An 18,447-nucleotide genomic window follows, 5' to 3' on the forward strand; every position below is an offset into this window, starting at 1 on the left:
AACAAAACACCATAATGGCTGTTGCTGATAGGTTTTAGATGGGTCGTTTGGCTGATCTTGATGTCAGTAATTTGGCCGATAAAGCAGGCGCCCATGATGAAGCCACCATCATGGGCGCTGAGTGCAGCGTTTAGCCTTCAATAGCCTTCTTAATACGGCCCAACGCATCTTCTAGCACGCTAGGCGCGGTGGCGTAGGAGATGCGCATATGGCCATCGAGACCGAATGCTGAGCCAGGCACAACAGCCACACCCACGGTGTTGAGCAGATGCTCGGAAAACGCCAAGTCATTTTCCAGGCCGAGCTTGGCAATCGCGCCTTCCACATTGGCAAAGGCATAAAACGCGCCATCGGCAGCGGAGCAGGAAATGCCTTCAATGCTATTTAAGGTCTTCACCACATAGTCGTGGCGCTCTTTGAAAGCTTTGACCATAGGCACTAATACATCTTGCGGGCCGTTGAGCGCGGCTTCAGCGGCATATTGCGAGATCGAGGTGGGGTTTGACGTCGATTGCGACTGCACTTTTTTCATCGCGCCAATGAGTTTTGCCGGGCCCGCCGCGTAGCCAATACGCCAGCCGGTCATGGCGTAGGCTTTCGAGACACCATTGAGCACGATGGTGCGATCGTACATATCGGCCGCCACGGTAACGATATTTTCGTATTTTTCAGCGGTCCAAATGATGTGCTCGTACATATCATCGGTGGCCACCAAAATCTGCGGATGCTTACGCAGCACGTCCACCAACGCCAGCAGTTCGGCCTTAGTGTAGACCATGCCGGTCGGGTTTGACGGCGAGTTCAGCACCAACAAGCGCGTTTTCGGCGTGATGGCCGCTTCGAGCTGCGCGGCGGTGATTTTGTAGCCCTGCGACTGTGGGCACTCAACAATGACTGGCTTGCCTTCGGCGACCAATACCATGTCGGGGTAGCTCACCCAATACGGCGCCGGAATGATGACTTCGTCGCCGGCATTCAGCAGCGCCAAAGACATATTGAAAAAGCTCTGCTTGCCGCCACACGACACCAGAATCTGGTTGGCCGCGTAGTCGAGGCCTTGGTCGCGCTTGAACTTGGCGATGATGGCTTGCTTCAAACTCGGTGTGCCGTCGACTGCGGTGTATTTGGTTTTGCCCTGGGCAATGGCTTCAACGGCCGCGGCTTTTACATGCTCAGGCGTGCCGAAGTCAGGCTCACCAGCGCCGAGCCCAATAATATCTTTACCCGCTGCCTTTAATTCAGCCGCTTTATTGGTGACGGCGAGGGTGGGTGAGGGCTTGATGCTGAGCACACGTTGCGACAGTTGAATATCCACAGACGACTCCTTGGCCTTTTGGGCATGGTCTTTAGAGGGCAGTAAAGCAGGTCAAAAAACGGCTGGAAGTCTAGCAGAATTGGTCCGTGGTGAATACCTGAGCAGCGAGTGTCCGCTCTGGACTTTAGCCGCTACGCCCCGCCACATAGGCCGCCGTGAGCGCATCGGTGGGCTGCTCAAAGATCTGCTGGCAAGCACCAAATTCAATTAAGCAACCTTGGCTTTCGCGGGTCCAGAAAAACGCCGTGTAGTTGGCAATCCGCCGCGCTTGCGCGAGATTATGCGTGACAATAATGACCGTATAGCGACCGCTTAAGCGTTTAATCAAATCCTCCACCACGCTGGCCGACAGGGGATCAAGCGCGCTGCACGGCTCATCCATCAGCAGGATTTCAGGCGCTAACACCAAGGCGCGGGCAATGCACAGGCGTTGCTGCTGGCCGCCCGATAAGCGCAGCGCGGAACTCTGCAGGCGGTCGCGAATCTCGTTCCATAAACCGACATCGCGTAGGGCTTGTTCGATGCGGCGTTCACGCTCGGCTTTGTCGCGCACGCCATGCTCGCGTAATGGCAAGTCGAGATTGCGATGGACGCTAAACGGAAAGGGGTTGGGGCGCTGAAAAATCATGCCAATGCGGCGGCGTAACTGCAGCGCATCGAGCGCGCTGATGCGCTGCTCATCGAGCCAAATAGTGCCGCCCACATGGCAGTCGGGCAGGTGGTCGGTGAGGCGGTTGAGGCTGCTGAGCAGGCTGGTTTTGCCGCAACCGGAGGGGCCGATTAGCGCGGTGATGCAGCCGCGCGGAATGTCTAAGCTGACCTCCGATAGCACCGTTTGCTCGCCGTAGCGCACACTGACATTGCGCAGCGACAAATGCGCGCTGGGTTCGCAGCAGGCCTGGGTTTCGACGAGCTCGCCAATACGGGTTGCCATCATGTGCGTATGCTCCCGCGTAACCAGTGAGTACCAATCGTTGTGGCGGCGCCATTGACCAACAGTAGCACGCCAATCAGCGCTAAGGCGGTGGCGTAGGCATTGGCATCGCCGCCGGTGACATTCATCGATAAATCATAGATATGCAGTGCCATGACGCGGCCGGAGTCGAATAGCGACTCGGGGTAGCGGTCGACATAGCCGCTGGTAAAAAGCAGCACCGCCGTCTCCGCCAATATGCGCCCGATGCTGAGCATGAGCCCGGCTAAAATCGCTGGCATGGCTACCGGAATCAGCACCGTGCGCAGCGTTGCCGTGCGTGATAGACCGAGCGCATAGGCGCCGCGCTGCCAGTCTGCTGGCACGGCGCTCAGGCCCATTTCGGTGCTGCGAATGAGTAGCGGCAAGATCATGCAGGCCAAGGTAAGTCCACCCGATAGGATGGAAAATCCCATACCCATCCACAGGCAAAAACAAGCGGCACCAAACAGGCCAAAGACGATAGACGGTACGCCGGCGAGGATGTCGAGCAGCAGTCGCACCGCGCGCGATAAGCGGCTACCAGCGGGCGCGAAGCTGTGCAGCCAGAGTGCCGTGCCAAGGCCGAGTGGCAGCGCCGCGGCGAGGGCAATGGCTAGCACCCAAAGCGTGGAGACGATGATCGGCGCGATGCCACCAGCGCGCCCGGCGCGGGTGGGTTCGTTGAGCAAAAAGTCGAGGCTCAAATGGGCAGCGCCTAAGCGCAGGATATCGAACAGTATCCAAGCGAAGACGCCGCTGATGCTGAGTGCACAGAGCCAGAGTAGTGCCGAGATGAGGCGGCTGCCGCTCACGGTAGCGTCAGTGTGCATTTGCCACCTCTGCCGACGCGTGACGATGTGCCCACCACGCCAGCGCACTGACCAGCGCCATCAAGACTAAGCCGGTGACAAACAAGCTGGCGCGATGCTCGCCGGTGGCATAGGCCATTTCCAGCGCCATATTGGCGGTGAGCACGCGCACGGAATCAAACAGGCTGCCGGGCAGTTGCACGACATTGCCGGCGACCATGAGCACCGCCATGGTCTCGCCAAGCGCGCGGCCCATCGCCAGTAGCGCCCCACTTAAAATGCCGGCGCGGGCAGCGGGCACGAGCACGCGCCATTCGCTGGTGGCGCGGCTTAGGCCCAAGGCATAGGCGCCATGGGCATAGCTTGCCGGCACAGCGGCCAATGCGGCTTCACTGGTGAGCGCGACCGTGGGCAGGATCATCAGCGCGAGAATGAGCATGGCAGCGAGTAAGCTCGCGCCCGGTGGGGCGATGTCGGCGATCAGCGGCACCATCACGGTCAGGCCCCAGAGGCCAAAGACCACCGAGGGGATGCCAGCGAGCAGTATGATTAGTCGCCGATAGCCATTGGCGATTGGCGTGGGCGCGTGGAAGCACAGAAACACCGCTGAGGCCACGCCCAGTGGCAGCGCCAAGAGCATGGCGCCAAGGCTGGCGGCAAGCGTGGCCACGAGCATGGGCCAGAGATTGAATTGGCCCGATGATGGGTACCAGCCGGCGCTGGTGAAAAACGCCTGCCAATGGCCATCGGTCAAGATCGGCCACGCTTCGCGTAATAAAAAGCCGGCAATAAACAGCACCAACAGCGCCGACCAGAGTGCCAGCGCGCGCGTGCTGAGGGCGAGCGCGGCATCAGCGCGGAACAAAAAACTGATCCCGGACAATGTCATGCACGGCGGCTGACTGGGCAAAATCAATAAAGCGCTTCGCTAAGCCAGTGGGTGCTGTCTTGGTGACCAAGTTAAGCGGGCGCGCCAGCGGGAAGCGTTCATTGCTGACATTGGCGACTAAGGCCTGGATGCCATTGAGCGGCAATAAACGAATCGGCGTGCCGACCTCGGCTTCGTATTCGGCGGTGCCAATGGAGACATAGCCTATGGCGCTGGGATTGCCTGCCACGGTTTTGATGCCCTGTTGGTTGTCGCCAATCACCACCTGCGCGCGGATATCCGGATTTTTCAGGCCAAAATGCTGCGTAAATAACTCCAGCGTTGAGCGCCCCTCGGCTTTATTGACCACGGTAATGCGCTGATCGCGACCGCCAACCGCTTTCCAGTTGCTGATCTTGCCGGTGTAGATGTCTATGATCTGCTGCTTACTCAGCGCTTTTATTGGATTGCTGGCATGCGTGATGACCGTGATGCCATCACGCGCGATGAGATGCGCGCTTAAGTCTGCTTCTTCCGGTTTCAGGGCGCGTGAGACTAGGCCGATATCGGCCAGCCCACTGCGTGCATCGGCAATGCCGCGCGAGGATCCACCCGATTGCACATCCACGCGCACACCGGGATTGAGCGACTCAAAGCGCCGGCCAATTTCCAAAGCCAACGGCGCGATGGTGCTGGAGCCGGTGAGCACGAGCTTATTATCGGCGGCGAGGCTGGTTGCGCTGAGGCTGAGACTCAGCACGGCGAGCACTGCGCGAATGATCATCTCAGTCTCCTGTTATGTGCATTAAGGCTGGCCTACATCAGGCGCGCCGGTTTAGCAGCAACTCGCCGGCGCTGATTCACCGCTCGCGGTGCCGGCATCAAATGGCACCGTGCCGCCGCAGTCGGTAAACAGGCCATAGTGCGTGTTGAAATTGCCGATGAACTCGAAATGCTCGCGAAAGCGTGTGTCCTGCAACATAAACCAGGTATTGCCGCAGACTGGGAAGACTTTGCCGGTCTCCATCAGATGATGTTTATCGAGCACAAAGGCATGCGGGCAGTCGGCTACTGTGCCGCGATAAATCACCGCTTGGCCATAGTCTTCGCAGGCCGGCTCTAAATCATCAAGCTTAAAGAGGCGATAGGTGGCCGAGTAGAAGCGTAGCGCGCCAGTCACGGCGGCAATGGCCGGATCGGTGATCGCTAAGGGTCGGTCTTCGACGAGTCGCGGGTCGGCAAAGCCGTGACGCTTGGCCAGATTCACGAAGTCATTCCAGTACAAGGCGCCGCCGAGGCATTCGCCATAAATCACTGGATCGGCGCGCACGGCGTCGGGCACACGGCGATCGGCATAGACATCGCTAAAATAAAATTCGCCGCCGGGCTTTAGCAGGCGTTGGATTTCGCGCAGCACGGCGTCTTTGTCGGGCGAGAGATTGATCACGCAATTGGAGACGATGACATCGAAGCTGGCGTCTTCGAGGCCGAGCTCATCGAGCTTTTCAATATAGCCCTTAATGAAGCGCACATTGTTGAAGCCAAATTGCTCGGCATGCCAGTCGCGATGATCCTCTGCCACCGCCAATTGCTCATCGGTCATATCGACACCAATGACCTCGCCGCTGGCGCCAACGAGCTGCGCCAGCGCATAGACATCGCGGCCAGTGCCGCTGCCCAAATCCAACACGCGGCAGCCTTCGAGTAGCGGTGGGCAGACCAGGCCGCAGCCGTAGTAACGCGCGAGTACTTCTGGATGGATATTGCTGAGCAGAGGCTTCAGCCAGCCCGGCATGCTGGAGAAATCGCAGCAGGCGGTGGTTTTCAGATCGGCGCTCGATTGCAGTTGGCGGCCGTAATAGTCCTGCACGACATCGAGGGTGGCTTGATTTTCGCTGCTCATAAAAAGGCTCCGGTTAGCATTAGTTTTTGCACTGGTCAGTACGTGAGGTCAGGCGGAAGTCGGCAAAATACGCATGGGCTTTTTCGCCGGTATTGTCGGTGTCGGAGGCCACGGCCAGTAGCACCGGCTTGGCGTCCTGATCGGGGAAATACTGCGCAATATCGGCGCTTAAATCGCGGCGCACAGTCACCCATTGACCGGCTTTAGCGGCGCCTGAATTGACCACAATCATGCGCGTCAGATCGGTGTAGGCATTAGGCTTGGAAGTGCCTACGGGGTAGCGGTTATCCCAAACATAATTGAGCGCGCCGTCGGGCACGTGGTCGCCGAAAATAGTGCGGCCGAGCTTGAGTTTGGCGCGCGTGACAAAGCTCATGTTTTCCGGCGGGATGCGCAGCGCCACATAGACGCGAGCGGCGTAATCATCGCCGGATTTTTTCGCCATGTCGGCGTTTTTCAAGGGCGCATCGATGCGCCAACGCCAGCACAGCACGGGCGTTTTGGTGAGGTCCACGGTGATTTCGCGGCCCATCAGCGCCATGGAATTGTCGGCGCTGGCCTCGATGCCGGTGATGCCATCGATGCGGCTGACGCGATACGCCGTGGGCGTGAGCTTGTCGCTGACGACCACGCGTTGCCATGGCGCTGGCACGCTGTCGGCGGGCTCAGCGAAAGCGCTGAGTGCAATGGCATCAGCGTGGGCCACAGGCGCCATGAGGCTGATGGCTAAGAGGGCGGCTGAGTGTTTGGCAATAGGCATTGTGTAAGGCTCGCGTTAGCCGATCATTGGCAAAGGCCAATGGTCGGGGAGATAAATCAGGTCATCGGGCGTGTCGATATCGTGGCTGATGCTGAGCACAGCGTAGCGCCAGCCTAAGGCGTCGAGGCGCTCGCGGGTCAGCGCGGCGACCTGCTCGGTGCTCCAGGGCATCTCGCTAAATAACGAGTCGTGGCTGCGGCGCAGGCCGAGCAAGGTGTAGCCGCCATCGTCGCTCGGGTGCAGCACGGCATCGTGGTCGGCGAGTGCGGCGGCAGCGGCGCGCAGCCAGTCGGCGTCGAGCTCCACGCAGTCGGTGCCGACCAAGAGCACCGCGTCGTGGTCGAGCAACGCGGCTTCTGCGGCGCGTTGCATACGCGCGCCCAAGTCGCCATCGCCTTGTGCTAAGCACTGCGTGCCGGCGGGGATGCTCACGTCTTGCCAAGCGCCATTAGTAGGGTCGGGCGCCATGCGTAGGACCACGGAGGCAAAGCCGGCCTCACTAGCAAACGCTAGAGTGCTGGCGAGCATGCGCGCGGCTAAATCGGCAGCGCCTTTAGCGCCTAGAGCCGGGTTTAGGCGGGTTTTGCATAGCCCGGGTTGTGGGGCTTTGGCGAAGATGATGAGCGCTGTATTCATGGTTTGACCGTTGATGGTTGTGACTTCCCCGAGGATGGATAATACGCCTGCGCAATGGCCTCGGCAGACTCACCGCGCCAGTAGCGCCAGCGCAGCGTCCACATCAGCCAAATCGTGTTCCACAGGCCGTCGCGCTGCCAGCGCCGCCCCGAGGTGGTGACGCGTTGGCGTAGGCAGATTGGCGCGCTCAAGCGTTTGAGGCGTCGGCTCAATTCCACATCTTCCATCAGTACTTGTTCGGGCACACCGCCGGCCGCCGCGAGCGCGGCACGGGTCATAAACAGCGCCTGATCGCCGGTGGCGATGCCGGTCAGGCGTGAGCGCCAATTCATGAAGGCGGCGACCATGCCCAGCCCGCGCAGGGTGCCAGCAATGTGTACATCGAAACGACCCCAGCAGGCGCTGCCAGTGGCTAAACTTCGGTTGATTAGCGTTAGCGCATCGTTGGGCAATAGGCTGTCGGCGTGCAGCATGAGCAGGTTGTCATGCGTGGCCGCTTGCGCACCGAGTGCGAGTTGATGACCCCGGCCAGCACGACTACTGAACACCTGAAAGCCGGCTGCCTTGAGTGGCTCGGGCGTGCCGTCATGGCTCTGGCCATCGACTATAATCAGCTCCGCACCTAGCTCGCGCAGATGCTGCAGTCGAGCGATGATCTCGGTGATATCCGCGTGCTCATTGCGCACCGGCACGATGATCGACAGTGCAGTGCGCTCGCTCATCAATCGCCACCTCGCATCCAGCGATGATAATGCGCCACCAGGCGCAACAGGCCTTGCGGGGCGTGCGCGCGTTTCCATTCGCCGGCCGCGTATTTGTTGGCTTCCGCCCAGGTTGGATAGGTGTGGATGGTGCCGAGAATTTTATTCAAGCCCAGGCCATGCTTCATGGCCAGCACGTACTCGGCGAGCAAATCGCCGGCGTGCTCACCGACAATGGTCACCCCCAAAATCTTGTCTTTGCCCGGCACGGTGAGCACTTTGACAAAGCCGTGGGCGGCGCTATCGGCGATGGCGCGATCGAGATCATCGATGCCATAACGCGTGACCTCCACGGCAATGCCCTGCTCAGCGGCCTCTTGCTCATTGAGGCCGACACGCGCCACTTCCGGGTCAATAAACGTGGTCCAAGGAATCACGCGGTAATCGACCTTGAAGCGCTTGAAGCGGCCAAATAGCGCATTGACCGCGGCATACCAGGCCTGATGCGCAGCGGTGTGGGTGAACTGGTACGGCCCAGCAACATCGCCAGCGGCATAGATATTAGGGTAGAGCGTCTCTAAATAGTCATTGGTGCTGACTGTGCGCGCGGTGGGGATGCCCAAAGTCTCCAGGCCATAGCCCGTTAAGCGCGGTGCGCGGCCAACGGCACAGATGATTTCATCGAAGCCAATGCGCCGTTCAGCGCCTTGAAACTCGACCACGAGTTCGTGGCCTTCCACGCGCAGGGCTTTGTGTTGGGTGAGCACTTGCACGCCATCGTGCACCAGACTTTGCAGGGCATAGGCGGAGACATCGGTGTCTTCGCGGGCCAATAGCCGATCGCCCATTTCCACTTGCGTGACCTGTGCGCCGAGGCGGGCAAAACTTTGCGCGAGTTCACAGCCAATGGGCCCGCCGCCGAGCACCACCAAGCGCTCGGGCACGCGGTCGAGCTCGGCAAATTTTGCCCATAGCGTATCGCTGGTGACGCAGACATCGGCCAAGCCCGGCAGCGGTGGCACAAACGGCGCCGCACCGGCGGCAATGATAATACTGCGCGCGCTCAAGCGCTCTTTGCTGCCATCGGGGCCAGTGATTTCAGCAGTCCATGGGTCAATGAGCTGAGCATGACCGACGCGCACATCGACGCCTAAATTGGTGTAGCGCTCGATGCTGTCGTGTGGCTCCACGGCGGCGATGACGGCATGCACACGGGCCATCACGGCGCGAAAACTAAAGCGCGCGGTCTGCGACTCGAGGCCATAGTCTTCGCCGTGGCGCATTTGCTTGGCAAGCTTGGCGCTGCGGATGATGGCCTTGCTAGGCACGCAGCCGTAGTTCAGGCAATCGCCGCCCATTTTATGCGCCTCAATGAGCGTGACCTTCGCCTTCACGGCGGCGGCGATATAGGCACTCACCAAGCCCGCTGCGCCAGCACCGATGACAATTAAATTGCGATCGAAGCGAGTCGGTTTTTGCCAGCGCGCATAGACTTTGCGGCGCTGCAGCCAGCGTGTGATGGCCTTGGCGATAAACGGAAACACCGCCAGTAGCGCAAAGGAGGTGAGCATGGTCGGCGAGACAATGCCTTGCAGCGAGTCGAGCTGGGCGAGTTGCGTGCCGGCATTCACATAAACCACGGTGCCGGCCAGCATGCCAAGCTGACTGACCCAAGCGTAGGTCCAGACGCGAATCGGGGTGAGGCCCATGAGCAAATTGACGAGGAAAAACGGAAATACCGGCGCCAAACGCAGTGTGAATAAATACAGTGCGCCATCGCGGGCGATGCCGTCATTGATGGGTTTTAAGCGCGCGCTAAACTTTTCTTGGACGCTATCGCGAAATAAATAGCGCGAGAGCAAAAACGCCAAGGTCGCCCCGAGCGTGGAGGCAAACGACACTAAAATGGTGCCTTGTACCAGACCAAACAGCGCGCCGGCAGCGAGCGTTAAAATCGCCGCGCCGGGCAGCGATAAGGCCGTGGCGGCGACGTATATCGCAAAAAATCCACCCGCAAACACCAGCGGTTGCTCTGCTTGCCAGCTTGCCCAGCGCGCTTGGCTTTCGCGCAGGCCATCGAGGCTGAGTACATGCAAAATGCCGGACTGTTGGAGCCCAACAATGACCGCGATAAAGGCGGTGGCAATCAGCCATTTTTTCATAAGGAACTACTCGGGAACGGGTGATCAATTAACGCCGATGGGCGCTAATCGTTTAAGGCGCCGCCGCAGCTACTGCCTTGGCCAGCGGTGCAGCCATAGCAATGATCGGCGATGTGGATGGGGTTGTTGGTGAAGTCGGCGTGTAATAAGTCGCGCAAATTGGGCGTGCCCTCGCCAGGTAAGCGCAGACCGAGCTGCTGGTTGAAATCGCAGTCATAGAGCGAGCCTTCGTAATCCACACTGATGGTGCTGCGACACATGACTTCCTTGAGGTTGGCGCTGGCATAGTTGGCTTTAAGCAGATCCATGTAGTCGTGAAATTGGCCTTTGGAAATCAGGGTGCTGCCAAAGCGCTGAATGGGCATGTTGGCGACCGTAAAGAGCTGGTTAAAGACGATACCAAAGTGCGCCAATAGCTCGCGTTTGTAGTCGGCCTCTAGGCTTTGCTGATTGGGCGGTAAGCTCGCGCCTTGCGGGTTGTAGACCAAGTTGAGGGTGAGGCCAGAGCCATCCACGCCGTAACCAAGGGCATTGAGTTCTTGCAGGCCTTTGATGCTTTTATCGAAGACGCCATCACCGCGTTGTTTATCGACATTGTCGGCGCTGTAGCAGGGCATGGAGGCCACGACCATGACGCCATGCTCGGCTAAAAATGCGGCGGTATTTTCGTGGCCGGGCTCATCTAAAATGGTTAAGTTGCAGCGATCGATGACCTGCACGCCGAGGGCGTGGGCAGCGCGCACCACATCACGAAAGCGCGGGTGCATCTCGGGCGCTCCACCGGTGATGTCGAGCTGTTTAATCTGATGGCGCGTGAGAATTTCGGGGATCAAATCGCACAGCTCATCGCTCATCATTTCCGTTCGCGTGGGGCCGGCATTAACGTGGCAATGCAGGCAGCGCTGATTGCATTTATAGCCGAGATTGACTTGCAGGGTGTCGAGCGTGCCGCGGCGGATGGCCGGAAAGTCGGTGGCTTCGAGTAGTGGCAAGGTGGCGAGCATGGGGGCTCCTGTAATTATGGGTGCGAGCTCTGAGCTACTAAAGCATAGACGCACGCTAAGGCCTAGCTGTTACAGACACAATCACGCGCACTGTTTATTTCGCAGACAAACGGTAGCTAGACCGGCCTCGTCTGCGGCGGCACTGGCGTGGTACAAGTGCAGGCTGTTTTTATCGCATAAGGAAGACGTCATGGCTCAGCCACGTATAGGTGTCATTGGTGGCAGCGGTTTGTACCAGATAGCCGCCATTGAACAAGTGCAAGAGCACGTGGTGGACACGCCGTTTGGCATGCCCTCCGATGTCATTGTCACCGGCGAGCTCAGCGGTGTGCCGGTGGCGTTTCTCACGCGCCATGGCCGCGGCCATAAGTTTTTGCCCAGCGAAGTGCCTTATCGCGCCAATATCTATGCGCTGAAATCACTGGGTGTGGAATATGTCATCGCGGTGTCGGCGGTGGGCTCGTTGCAGGAACACTTAAAGCCGCTCGATATGGTCTTGCCGAGTCAGTTCATTGATCTGACCAAGCAGCGCGCGCAGAGCTTTTTCGGCCAAGGCGCCATTGCCCATGTGTCGCTGGCAGAGCCGGTCTGTTTGGCCTTGCAGAGCGTGTTGGCGGAGGCTGTGCAGACGGTGAAACCGGCCGATGTGGCGCTGCATGTGGGCGCCACGTATGTCTGCATTGAGGGGCCGCAGTTTTCCACGCAGGCCGAGTCACATTGGTATCGTTCCATGTCCGCCGACATCATCGGCATGACCAATATGCCGGAAGCGCGCTTGGCGCGTGAGGCCGAGATGGCCTATGCCACGCTGGCGCTGGTCACTGATTACGACTGCTGGCATCCGAAAGAAGCGCACGTAAACGCCAATATGGCGATCATGAATTTGATGCGCAATGCTGAGCAAGCGCAGGCGGTGGTGGCCAAGGCCATTACCTTATTGGCGGCACGTTGGCCTGAGTCAGCGGCGCACACCGCATTGGATGCCGGGCTGATTACCTCGCCGGCCGACATGGCGCCCGAGGTACGCGAGCGCCTTGCTGCACTTATTGCGCGTCGGCTGTAAGCGGCTAATTTGCCGGCTTCAGCTTAGCCTTTAGCGCTTCAATGCGGCTATCACGGCCGCAGGAGAGGCGGTAGTACTGGTAGCGTAGCGGATTGGTTTTGTAATAATCCTGATGGTAGGCCTCGGCGGTGTAGAAGGTCGTGGCCGGGATGATTTTGGTGGCAATTTTGCCTGTCACGCGCTGCTGAAAGGCCGCGAGATTTTTCCGCGCAATAGCCATTTGCTCGGCGCCTTGCGGGAAAATAGCGGGCGCGTATTGCGAGCCACGGTCACAGAATTGGCCACCGCCATCGAGGTAGTTGTGATGCGACCAGAAATAGCTCACCAATGCGTTATAGCTCACTACGGCAGGGTCATAAAATACTTCTACCGCCTCATAGTGCCCCGTGTCGCCGCTGGAGATTTGCTCATAGGTGGGGTTTTTCGTGGTGCCACCAATATAGCCTGAGACCACTTCACTAACGCCCTTGAGCTTTTCATAGTCGGCCTCGCTGCACCAAAAACACCCACCGGCGAAAATGGCTGTTGCTGTGGTAGGTGCTTTAGCGGGCGATTCAGCTTGGGCACTGAGCATAAAGGCAACGCTGGCGGCTAAGGCCAGCGGATATTTTTTCCATGATGTCATCTGAACTACCCTCGTAAAGTCGGCAATGCGCTGCCCGCGTCGATAAATTTCAGCGCTAGGCCATTGTTGCAATAGCGCAGGCCGGTGGGCGCTGGGCCATCCTCAAAGACATGGCCTTGATGACCGCCACAGCGACTGCAGTGATATTCCGTGCGCAACATAAATAAGCTGCGATCTTCTTTGGTGCCGATCGATGCTGGCAGCACATCAAAAAAGCTCGGCCAGCCCGTGCCGCTATTGAACTTGTCGGCACTCTTAAAAATAGGTTGATAACACGCGGCGCAGACATAGGTGCCGGCGGCTTTGTTATCGTTTAATGGGCTTGAGCCGGGCCGCTCGGTATTTTCTTCAAACAGAACTGCCCAGGCTTTATCGCTGACTTTGCCGCGCCAAAAGCTTGCCGGTTTTGCCAAGCGGCCGAGCGCTTTGCTGTCGTCATGAAATAAGCCGGCGGCATGGGCCAAGGGTTTGCCTAGCCATACACCGGCGGCGACAACGGCGCTGCCTAAGAAGGTTGTTTTCAATGCATCGCGACGGTTCATGAGTCACTCCTGAGTTGGGCATCTGTGCTGTCTGTGTTTTAGACACGCTGAGGGCGGTCGGCGTTACACTAGTGGGCTAAATGGAGACGCTGACTATGTCACATGCTGAATCTACCTCAACGCCCACGACAGCTCAGCGGCCTACGCCCGAGGGCGAATTTCAGCTGGTCTCGCGGTATCAGCCGGCCGGTGATCAGCCCACGGCCATCGCCGGCTTAGTGGAAGGCCTGCACGATGGCCTCAGCCATCTGACCCTGCTGGGGGTCACTGGCTCGGGCAAAACCTTCGCCATGGCCAATGTCATTGCGCAGATGCAGCGCCCGGCCATCATCATGGCGCCCAATAAAACCTTGGCGGCGCAGCTCTACGGTGAGTTCAAAGAATTTTTCCCGAATAACGCCGTCGAGTACTTCGTCAGTTATTACGACTACTACCAGCCCGAGGCCTATGTGCCGGCGTCAGATACCTTTATTGAGAAAGATGCCGCGATTAACGAGCACATCGAGCAGATGCGATTGTCGGCGACGCGCGCGCTGCTTGAGCGCCGCGACGCCATTATTGTCGCCACGGTGTCGGCGATTTATGGCCTCGGTGACCCTGAGTCGTATATGAAAATGCTGCTGCATATTGCCCGCGGCGATCGTATTGATCAGCGCGGTCTATTGCGGCGTTTGGCAGAGTTGCAATACACGCGCAATGACATCGAGTTTTATCGCGGCTGCTACCGTGTGCGCGGCGACATCATCGACATTTATCCGGCCGAGTCCGATGCGCAGGCGGTGCGTGTTGAGCTTTTCGACGAAGAAGTGGAATCGATTTATTGGTTTGATCCGCTCACCGGCGAGTCGCGTCAGCGGGTGGCGCGCGTAACGATTTACCCGAAAACGCATTATGTGACGCCGCAAGAGCGCATCATTGGGGCCATTGAGTCGGTGCAGCTGGAGCTCAAAGAGCGCGTTGAATTTTATCGCGCCAATGACAAATTGCTCGAAGCGCAGCGCATTGAACAGCGCACCAAATTTGATTTAGAGATGCTGCAGCAGCTCGGTTACTGCCAGGGTATTGAGAATTACTCGCGCTATTTATCGGGTCGTGAGCCAGGATCTGCGCCGCCCACTTTGTTTGATTATGTGCCGCCTGAGGCGCTGCTATTTATCGACGAATCGCACGTGACTGTGCCGCAAATTGGCGGCATGTATAACGGCGATCGCTCGCGCAAAGACAATCTCGTCACCTATGGCTTTCGCCTGCCATCGGCCATGGACAATCGTCCGATGAAGTTCGCTGAGTTCGAGCGTATTTCGCCACAAACGATTTTTGTTTCCGCCACGCCCGGGCCTTATGAGGCCGAAAAAGCCGAGGCCGTGGTTGAGCAAGTGGTGCGACCCACGGGCTTGGTCGACCCCGAAGTCGAGATTCGCCCGGCGACTACGCAAGTCGACGATCTGCTCTCGCAAATTCATGCGCGCGTAGCGGTCAATGAGCGCGTGCTGGTGACCACGCTGACCAAGCGCATGTCGGAGGATTTAAGCGAATACCTCAACGAGCATGGCGTGAAGGTGCGCTACTTGCATTCCGATATCGACACCGTGGAGCGCGTGGAGATTATCCGCGACCTGCGCTTGGGCGTGTTTGATGCGCTGGTCGGCATTAACTTGCTGCGCGAGGGTTTGGATATGCCCGAGGTGTCATTGGTGGCGATTTTGGATGCCGATAAAGAAGGCTTTTTGCGCTCTGAGCGCGCCTTGATTCAAACCATCGGGCGCGCGGCGCGGCATTTAAACGGTAAGGCGATTTTGTATGCCGATCGCATCACCGGCTCCATGCAGCGGGCGATATCGGAGACTGAGCGCCGGCGTGATAAGCAGCTGGCGTTTAACCTCGAGCATGGCATTGTGCCGAAAGGCGTGATGCGACCGGTGAGCGATATTTTGGAGACCTATGCTGGTGCGGCCGCAGCCAATGGCGGTGGCAAACGCGGCAAACGTGGCGGTGAACGTCCGGGCAGCTTGGTGAATTTGCGCGATCCAAAGGCCATTGCCGGCGAAATTACGCTGCTTGAGAAAGCCATGTTGGCGAGTGCACGAAACTTGGAGTTTGAGGAGGCTGGTCGTCTGCGCGATCAGATCGCTCAGCTACGATCACAGTTGCTCGTGGCAGGGTGAGGCCTTTTTTGCTGCATTTTTAAGCGTTTAGACGGGCCAATGCACGAATGTTGTGCACATGTCATCCCCTCTTTAGTGCATTTGCTGAGCGAACGCTGTGTAAGTCGTTGAAAATCTGCTCAAACGATCTAAGTGATTGATTTTATTTGCCAATAAGTATTCGTTGAAAAAATCGTCAAACGATCAGAGGCCGCTTGCTGTGGGGATTTGGCTGGTTATCCTCGGACTTGCCCACAAAGTTATCCACAGCAATTGGGGATAACCTGCGGGCAGGGGAAAACAGTCGATAAGTCGTTGATTTCTACTTCGCGCTAGCGGCTTTTGCAGACGCCGGCAAGTTCGCCAGCGACCAACGTGCCAAACTATTTTGCTTGAGTGAGCCCAAATACAACCAGCCGTCGTATTCGCGCACGGTGGTGATTGGTGCGTAGCTATCGGAGCTGCTGTTTTGCAGATTGGCGGTAACATCGCCTTGGGTATCGAGGCCGATGATCATGGCGCGATGGGCAATGGGTGCTGGCAAGATTTTCATGGCGCGCACAATCATTTTGCGCACATAGGGATAATCCGCGAAGGCATCGAGCAAGGGGTTGCGCGGTGTGTAGAGCGCCACCCAAAAGCGGTCGCTGCCATTGAAGCTTAAGTTGTCCGGCAGGCCGGGTAGGTTGTCGATAAAGACGTCGTGGCTGCCGGCATTTTCACCGCGCAAATGCACGCGCGTGATGCGGTAGGCGCCGGTTTCATTGACCAACACATAGTTTTCATTGGGGCCGAGCGCGACGCCATTGGCAAACTCAAGGCCGGCCATCAGCGTGATGGTCTCGCCGGTGTCGAAGTCGTAGCGCAGTAGGCGGCCATCGCCACCGTGCTCCATGATGGCGGCGCCATCGTCGCCATAGCCCCAGCGGCTTGAAGCGTCACTGAAATAGGCGTAGCGGCCGGCTTCATCAATTACCACATCATCGACAAATTTGAAGGCGAGGTTGTCTGAGGATTTGCTCAGTTCACTGATGCTGCCGTCGGTGTTGAGGGCAATCAATCCGCGCAGAGCATCGGCAATGATTAAGCGGCCATCGGGGTGACGGGCTAGGCCGAGTGGGCGTCCGCCGGTGTTGCCGAGCACTTTCAGGGCGCTGCCATCGAGGCTGGTGCGTACCACGCGGCCATCGTGCAGGCCAGTAATGAGAAAGCCTTCGTCGTCGCGAATGAGCGCTTCGGGGCCGTGTAGGTCAAGGTCGCCAATGCGCTGGATATCGCGCAGGTCATCATTGGCTTTGAATTTGCCGGTTTTTTGCGAGGGCGCCTCTGGCGGCTGCCAGCTCACCGGCTCTACCGCGGTGGGGGCGAGCGTGAGCCAGCCAATAATGACAACCGGCACAGCCAGTAAAAAGGGGCGAGCGCTCATAGAATAGTCCTTGTGGCCCGCGGGGCTGCCACGGTGTTTTTATTATTATGCGGCGGCGATGTTACGCCGCCGTTAGTGGTTTTAGCTCAGTTTGCTGACCCAGCGCAAGGGTAAATGCTGCATGAGCAAGCCCATGGCGGCCCACGGCCAACTCGGCACCGAGCAGCTACCCGGCTCGCGATTAATGGCCTGCACCAAGGCACGCGCACCGACCTCGGCGCTCACCTCAAACGGCAGCTTGCCGGCACCTTCATTGAGCTCGGTGCGAATATAACCGGGAAATACCGTGGTGACTTTGATCGGCGTATCGAGCAACTCGGCGCGTATGCCTTCGCTCAAATGCGCGAGGCCGGCCTTGCTGGCGGCGTAGGTGGTCAGGTGCTTGGGCAGGCCACGACGCGCGCTCATGGAGGAGATCGTCACCAAATGACCGGCGTTTTGACGGCGGAAGATGCCGACGGCGGCCTCGCATTGCGCCAACGCGGCAATGAAGTTGGTCTCAGCCGTGGCGCGGTTGATCTCAAAATGGCCTTTGCCAATGCGCCGGCCATTGCCAATGCCGGCGTTGATGATGATGCGATCGAGGCTGCCGAACTCGGCGGCAAAGGCCTCGAACACCTCAAAGACCTGCGCGTAGTCGGTGACATCGAGCGCGCGGATGCTGACGTTTACGCCATGGGCTTGCATGAGTTCATCGCGCAAGGACTCGAGGCGTTCGACGCGGCGGGCACAGAGTGCGAGATTGGCGCCTTGTGCAGCAAATTCGCGGGCCATGCCGGCGCCGATACCGGAGCTGGCACCGGTAATTAAGATGGTTTTACGCATAGCAAATATCCAGAAGTTAGCGGTAGGTGAGTAGCGCGCGGTGGCGGCCGGCATAGTGGCCATGTTCATTGAGGCTGATGAGCTGACGCGCGAGCCGGCCCTGGCTGAGCTGTGTGAGGCCACCATTGGCCAGCGTCCAATTGACCTTCAGCGCGGTGGCGTCGCTGAGCTCAAGCAATGCTTGGGCGACCACCGAAATACAGCCGCCTGAGGTAAATACCCAAGCACTTTCGCCATCGCCTAAATAATCAAAGGTGTCGCTCACGGCCGCATTGCAGCGGGCTTGAAAGTCGCGCCAGGACTCGTCGTAGTCACTGTTGTGATGGCCATCGACCCAGCGCATGAGGGCCGCGCGAAACAAACTGGCAAAGCCCTGATGCGGGTTATCGAAGCTGGCGAGCAGTTTGGCGAACTCGGCGCGGTCGGCAAAGCGCGGCTCGAAACGCTCCAGCACTTGCTCATGGTTAAACTCGTTAAAGCCCGCGTGCACGACTAGCTCAGCTTGGATGCCGGCGGCCTGCAGGCAGGCCTCAGCGGTTTGTTTGTGCCGCAACATGCCGCCAATAAACACCCGCGTGGGCGATTCGCCGCGCTCAGCAAAGGCCTCGCCGAGGCGCGTGCCTTGTTGGTAGCCAAGGGCGGAGAGTTGGTCGTAATTGGCGGCGCCAAAGGAGGCTTGGCCATGGCGAATTAAGGTCAGTGCCGGCAT

The 18,447-nt window shown here is 58.6% G+C and carries 18 protein-coding genes; 2 read left to right on the top strand and 16 right to left on the bottom strand.

Annotated features, from left to right (window positions below):
* Nucleotides 1-130 precede the first annotated feature (130 nt).
* From DFR26_RS07900 to arsS, 11 genes are all read right to left on the bottom strand, one after another.
* The gene (locus tag DFR26_RS07900) at nt 131-1,315 is read right to left on the bottom strand and encodes a pyridoxal phosphate-dependent aminotransferase (RefSeq protein ID WP_116208419.1); all 1,185 of its coding nucleotides are present in this window, start codon (nt 1,313-1,315) and stop codon (nt 131-133) included.
* Between the two features lie 124 nt (nt 1,316-1,439).
* Nucleotides 1,440-2,252, bottom strand: coding sequence for a phosphate ABC transporter ATP-binding protein (locus DFR26_RS07905; protein ID WP_116208420.1), 813 nt, complete (start codon nt 2,250-2,252; stop codon nt 1,440-1,442).
* Nucleotides 2,249-3,100: a phosphate ABC transporter permease PstA gene (gene pstA / locus DFR26_RS07910; protein WP_116208421.1), complete on the bottom strand. Its 852-nt coding sequence runs from the start codon at nt 3,098-3,100 to the stop codon at nt 2,249-2,251. The genes DFR26_RS07905 and pstA overlap by 4 nt, the downstream gene beginning before the upstream one ends.
* Complete coding sequence (pstC, locus tag DFR26_RS07915; protein ID WP_116208422.1) at nt 3,090-3,968, bottom strand: phosphate ABC transporter permease subunit PstC; 879 nt, start codon at nt 3,966-3,968, stop codon at nt 3,090-3,092. The genes pstA and pstC overlap by 11 nt, the downstream gene beginning before the upstream one ends.
* On the bottom strand, nt 3,931-4,731 hold the full coding sequence (locus DFR26_RS07920) for a phosphate ABC transporter substrate-binding protein (protein ID WP_116208423.1): 801 nt from the start codon (nt 4,729-4,731) through the stop codon (nt 3,931-3,933). The genes pstC and DFR26_RS07920 overlap by 38 nt, the downstream gene beginning before the upstream one ends.
* Before the next feature lie 51 nt (nt 4,732-4,782).
* Nucleotides 4,783-5,850 carry a methyltransferase domain-containing protein gene (locus tag DFR26_RS07925; RefSeq protein ID WP_116208424.1) on the bottom strand — a complete coding sequence of 356 codons (1,068 nt, stop codon included), beginning with the start codon at nt 5,848-5,850 and terminating at the stop codon, nt 4,783-4,785.
* Nucleotides 5,851-5,869: 19 nt separating this feature from the next.
* Complete coding sequence (locus DFR26_RS07930; RefSeq protein ID WP_220375739.1) at nt 5,870-6,610, bottom strand: DUF3047 domain-containing protein; 741 nt, start codon at nt 6,608-6,610, stop codon at nt 5,870-5,872.
* Nucleotides 6,611-6,625: 15 nt separating this feature from the next.
* Nucleotides 6,626-7,246 carry a TIGR04282 family arsenosugar biosynthesis glycosyltransferase gene (locus tag DFR26_RS07935; RefSeq protein ID WP_116208425.1) on the bottom strand — a complete coding sequence of 207 codons (621 nt, stop codon included), beginning with the start codon at nt 7,244-7,246 and terminating at the stop codon, nt 6,626-6,628.
* A complete protein-coding gene (locus DFR26_RS07940) occupies nt 7,243-7,968 on the bottom strand; it encodes a TIGR04283 family arsenosugar biosynthesis glycosyltransferase (RefSeq protein ID WP_116208426.1) in 726 nt (241 codons plus the stop codon). The genes DFR26_RS07935 and DFR26_RS07940 overlap by 4 nt, the downstream gene beginning before the upstream one ends.
* Nucleotides 7,968-10,109: an FAD-dependent oxidoreductase gene (locus DFR26_RS07945; RefSeq protein ID WP_116208427.1), complete on the bottom strand. Its 2,142-nt coding sequence runs from the start codon at nt 10,107-10,109 to the stop codon at nt 7,968-7,970. The genes DFR26_RS07940 and DFR26_RS07945 overlap by 1 nt, the downstream gene beginning before the upstream one ends.
* 44 nt (nt 10,110-10,153) lie before the next feature.
* Nucleotides 10,154-11,113: an arsenosugar biosynthesis radical SAM (seleno)protein ArsS gene (gene arsS / locus DFR26_RS07950; RefSeq protein ID WP_116208428.1), complete on the bottom strand. Its 960-nt coding sequence runs from the start codon at nt 11,111-11,113 to the stop codon at nt 10,154-10,156.
* 190 nt (nt 11,114-11,303) lie between these two features.
* On the opposite strand from arsS, the gene mtnP reads away from it, so the two are divergent.
* Nucleotides 11,304-12,176, top strand: coding sequence for an S-methyl-5'-thioadenosine phosphorylase (mtnP, locus tag DFR26_RS07955; protein ID WP_116208429.1), 873 nt, complete (start codon nt 11,304-11,306; stop codon nt 12,174-12,176).
* A 4-nt stretch (nt 12,177-12,180) separates the two neighbouring features.
* On the opposite strand, the gene msrA is transcribed toward mtnP, so the two are convergent.
* On the bottom strand, nt 12,181-12,801 hold the full coding sequence (gene msrA / locus DFR26_RS07960) for a peptide-methionine (S)-S-oxide reductase MsrA (protein ID WP_116208430.1): 621 nt from the start codon (nt 12,799-12,801) through the stop codon (nt 12,181-12,183).
* A gap of 5 nt (nt 12,802-12,806) precedes the next feature.
* Complete coding sequence (gene msrB / locus DFR26_RS07965) at nt 12,807-13,343, bottom strand: peptide-methionine (R)-S-oxide reductase MsrB (RefSeq protein WP_116208431.1); 537 nt, start codon at nt 13,341-13,343, stop codon at nt 12,807-12,809.
* Between the two features lie 95 nt (nt 13,344-13,438).
* Here msrB and uvrB point away from each other — a divergent pair, with 95 nt between their 5' ends.
* Nucleotides 13,439-15,508 (top strand): excinuclease ABC subunit UvrB, encoded by a 2,070-nt coding sequence (gene uvrB / locus DFR26_RS07970; RefSeq protein ID WP_116208432.1) that lies wholly within the window; start codon nt 13,439-13,441, stop codon nt 15,506-15,508.
* 301 nt (nt 15,509-15,809) lie between these two features.
* Here uvrB and DFR26_RS07975 read toward each other — a convergent pair whose 3' ends face one another.
* From DFR26_RS07975 to DFR26_RS07985, 3 genes are all read right to left on the bottom strand, one after another.
* Nucleotides 15,810-16,913, bottom strand: a complete 1,104-nt coding sequence (locus tag DFR26_RS07975; protein WP_116208433.1) for an SMP-30/gluconolactonase/LRE family protein — start codon at nt 16,911-16,913, stop codon at nt 15,810-15,812.
* Between the two features lie 81 nt (nt 16,914-16,994).
* Nucleotides 16,995-17,738 carry an SDR family oxidoreductase gene (locus tag DFR26_RS07980; protein WP_116208582.1) on the bottom strand — a complete coding sequence of 248 codons (744 nt, stop codon included), beginning with the start codon at nt 17,736-17,738 and terminating at the stop codon, nt 16,995-16,997.
* A 16-nt stretch (nt 17,739-17,754) separates the two neighbouring features.
* Entirely contained in the window at nt 17,755-18,447 is a 693-nt protein-coding gene (locus DFR26_RS07985) for a histidine phosphatase family protein (protein ID WP_116208434.1), read from the bottom strand.

The sequence above is a fragment of the Paraperlucidibaca baekdonensis genome (assembly GCF_003387535.1).
GTDB classification, from domain to species: domain Bacteria; phylum Pseudomonadota; class Gammaproteobacteria; order Pseudomonadales; family Moraxellaceae; genus Perlucidibaca; species Perlucidibaca baekdonensis.